Origin of the sequence: Faecousia sp., from assembly GCF_048519415.1 — a bacterium.
Lineage (GTDB): Bacteria > Bacillota > Clostridia > Oscillospirales > Oscillospiraceae > JAZOXB01.
The window spans coordinates 1-3,495 of record NZ_DBFZUT010000019.1; the positions used below are offsets into that span (position 1 = coordinate 1).

The 3,495-nt window shown below is 55.1% G+C and carries 3 protein-coding genes; all 3 read left to right on the top strand.

Annotated features, from left to right (window positions below; all coding sequences use genetic code 11):
* Positions 1-143: 143 nt before the first annotated feature.
* From ACMKFF_RS02210 to ACMKFF_RS02220, 3 genes are read left to right on the top strand one after another with little or no spacing between them, the layout of a single operon-like run.
* Positions 144-1,337: a DNA mismatch repair protein MutS gene (locus ACMKFF_RS02210; protein ID WP_419495900.1), complete on the top strand. Its 1,194-nt coding sequence runs from the start codon at positions 144-146 to the stop codon at positions 1,335-1,337.
* Position 1,338: 1 nt separating this feature from the next.
* Positions 1,339-1,554, top strand: a complete 216-nt coding sequence (locus ACMKFF_RS02215; protein ID WP_419495901.1) for a transposon-transfer assisting family protein — start codon at positions 1,339-1,341, stop codon at positions 1,552-1,554.
* A 13-nt stretch (positions 1,555-1,567) separates the two neighbouring features.
* The gene (locus tag ACMKFF_RS02220) at positions 1,568-3,340 is read left to right on the top strand and encodes an antirestriction protein ArdA (protein WP_419495902.1); all 1,773 of its coding nucleotides are present in this window, start codon (positions 1,568-1,570) and stop codon (positions 3,338-3,340) included.
* Positions 3,341-3,495: the final 155 nt, after the last annotated feature.

A 3,495-nucleotide genomic window follows, 5' to 3' on the forward strand; every position in this document is an offset into this window, starting at 1 on the left:
CGCTGGAATACGTCAGGCAGGAGCAGAAGCAGGAAAAGCCCTCTATCCGCGATCAGCTCAGGACTGCCGCAAAACAGCAGCCGGAGAAGAAGTCTCCGGTCAAATCCAAAACGCACGACATGGAGTTGTGAGAAAGGAGAAGCATGAAGAAATACACAGACGTTGACATCGTTGCGGAGCTGCAGAAGCTCGTGGACGGTCATGTGGACAGCTACAAGGAAGACTTCGACATCGACAAGCGCATCATCCGCCGCGCTGCCGAAAGCCAGAATCCCGAAGACAAGACGCTGATGTGGTTCTGCCGCCCACATGGAACGCACTGCCTCAATGAAAATCAGGTCTTCATTCAGGGAACGCGGGATCACAATACCTTCCGTTTCTACGCGGAGCAGACCTACGACGAGTGCGTTGCCCGCGTCATTGTCCCGAAAGCCGTCAAACGCGGCAAGGTGTTCGGAGATATATTTGAGATCAATTACCGGGAACAGGCAGCAAATGTGGCGCAGAACTCGGTTGCGCCGGATCATGACCGGCTGACCTTCGCAGATGGCTTTGTGCTGGACGCACCCTGCCGCAGCAGTTTCGATGCAGCAATGGCTCTGATCGGTGAGCATGGCAGCGTCAAGACCCACCAGACGCTCCCGAAGGACGCGGATGCTCTGGTGGAAGTGCTGTCTAAGCAGAAAAGCCGCCGTGACAGACTGCCGGAGGCAGATAGGACAGAGGTGCTTTCGCCGCTCCCCGTCGCAGAACTCCGCAAATATGAGGCAGTCAAAAAGGCTCATCCGGATGCGCTGGTCTGCTTTGCTCAGAACGGCTATTTTGAGCTGTACGGCAAGGACGCAAAGAAAGCCGCGCCGCTTCTCGGCACAAAACTCCTTGAAAAGAAGGTGCGCGGCAAGCCTTCCATGCCGGTTACTGGTTTCCGTGAAAGCGCATGGGTAGCCGGTTCTCATAAGCTCTGGAAGTCCGGCGTGGATGTCTTTCTCAGCAAGGACGGCGAGACCTTCAAGGAACTCAAAGCCGCAGATTACATTCCTGTCGGCGCGACGCTGAATGTGGATGGCATCAAGTGCAGAATCGACGCGGTTGATTTTACCGCTGATGAAGTCCGGCTGACGAACATCGAGGACAAGAACCGCCCCATCCGCTTTTCTGAAAGCATCCAGTATGTCCGCTCCTATGTGGAGGATGCCGGAACTGCCATCTACGACACCATCCCGAAGAAGCCCGCTGCCCGTGAATCCATCCGCGACAAGCTGAAATCCGCACAGAAAGCCCAGCCGCCCCGCACACCGAAGCCGCAGAAATTGAAAGGAAAGGATATGGAACTCTGATATGAAAAACTTTACCGTGGAAGAAATCAACCTGATGTGCTGCTTCAACACGTCCAGCCGGAAGCGGCTGATCGACGATATGAAGAGCGTCACTCTGAACGACGTGGACGGCGAGATCGCAGAGCTGATGTATAAGACCATCCAGAAGCTCGAATCCATGACCGACGCGGAGTTTGAGGAACTGTATATCATGCCGGACGGCATGGTGGATGACTGAAAGGAGGATGCCTATGCCCGTATTAGACGGTAATTTTGAAGCCTTCGTCACGAACCTTGGCAAGTACAACGAGGGTATGCTGGTCGGTGAGTGGGTGAAGTTCCCGACAACCGAAGAAGCGATGCAGAAGGTCTTTGAGCGCATCGGGATCGGCAAGCAGGATGAGTTCGGTCAGCCCTATGAAGAGTGGTTTATCACCGACTACGAATGCCCGATCTACGGCGTCCAGAAGATGCTTGGCGAGTACGAGAGTCTTGATAAGCTCAACTACCTTGCTGCTTTGATTGACGAGCTTTCCCTGAGCGATCAGGAAAAGCTCGTTGCCGTTATGGAGGCTGGCTGCGATGAGGTCAGCGACATCGACGATCTCATCAACCTGACGTTCAATCTGGACTGCTACGACATCATGCCCGGTATCAACGACGAATCCGACCTCGGCTATTATTACGCCCACGAAGCCGGTATTTACTCCGAAAAGGATCTCGGTCCTCTGGCAAATTACATCGACTATGAACGCTATGGGCGCGATATTGCGATGGATGAGCAGGGACGCTTCACCGATGAAGGCTATGTCCGCGTTGCAAGCGAACGCTGGGACAGACAGTTTGACGGGGAGCTTGATGACATTCCCGATGAATACCGGATCACCGGCTCAGGGGAAGCCGTCGAGCGTGACAGCACCATCGCCGTTCTCGTCGTTGAGCCGGGAAAGGAGCCTTATGTGAAGGAGATTGACTCGGATCTCAAGTCCTTGCAGCATGAGGTCGGCGGCTACATCGAGGCAATTTACCCCTACGAAGACCCTGTTGCCTTAGTCTGCAATGAGGAAGGCAAGCTGGAAGGTTTGCCTCTGAACCGCGCTCTGCGTGATGAGGACGGTGACATCTACGACGTTGTTGCCGGAACATTCATGGTAGTCGGCTTGACGGATGACAGCTTCGGTTCTCTGACCGTAGAGCAGATGCAGAAGTTCTCCGACCACTTCAAAGTGCCGGAACAGTTTGCAAAGCTGGGCGATAAGATTGTGGCGATCCCCATGATCTCGAAGGAGCAGCAGAAGCAGGAAGCTACCGAGCAGAAGGACTTTGAGATGAACGCCGATACCTCCGGGCTGACGGTTGCCGGTCACATCGGGACGTGGCACACCATTGACCAGCACGAGGTCGGCGGTCACAGCTTTTACCTGATGGAGCATGACACCTACGGTGATGAGGCGGCTTGCATCATCGTCGATGAGCGCGGCAAGCTCGTCCTTGATGATGTCTACAACAGCTTTGACGATGACACGCTCCGCCTTCTCGACCTTGAGGTCAAGGAAGTGCCGGAAATGCCCGATCCCGCGCTCTCCGTTCAGGATATGAAGGACTACGGCTACGCATGGGCTGGCGTTCTTCCCGCCGGTCAGGAGGCGGCTGAGAAGGCTTTGGAGAAGGGCTGCGAGGTTTACCGCCTCTATTCCGATAACACCGAGGGCTTGTGCGTAGATGCCAAGGAGATTGCCGATCATGCAGCAAAGGGCGGGATGCTCGGTATCAGCAAGGAAAGCTGGATGGCGGCACTTGAGAAGGAAAACTATCTCAAGGCAGCGGAGATGTCGATGGAGGATGACTACGGCATGATTGACGGAATCATCAACAACGGTCCGAAGGAGGGCAAGACCGCAGAGGTCAAAGCCCCCGAAAGGGGCGAAAAGTCCTCCATCATGGACAGGCTCAAGTCCGCAAAGGCTGAAAAGCAGAAGGAATGCTGCCCTCCCCAAAAGCACAAAGGAGAGATTGAGCTGTGAGCAGAAGTCAGAAATGGCGGCAGGAGTGGTCGTTCTTCATCGGGGACAGCGGACGCCGGAAGTATAACCGCTTCTGCGTCCGCTGCGTCCATAGCTGCAAGCAGAGCTTCCGTGCGGATCTCATCGCCTGTCCGCACTTCTCCCGCAAGGCATCG

What these genes read in the sequence shown, in the direction of transcription:
- ACMKFF_RS02220 (WP_419495902.1), top strand. Translation starts at nt 1,568, where the DNA reads ATGCCCGTATTAGACGGTAATTTTGAAGCCTTCGTCACGAACCTTGGC.
- ACMKFF_RS02210 (WP_419495900.1), top strand. Translation starts at nt 144, where the DNA reads ATGAAGAAATACACAGACGTTGACATCGTTGCGGAGCTGCAGAAGCTC.
- ACMKFF_RS02215 (WP_419495901.1), top strand. Translation starts at nt 1,339, where the DNA reads ATGAAAAACTTTACCGTGGAAGAAATCAACCTGATGTGCTGCTTCAAC.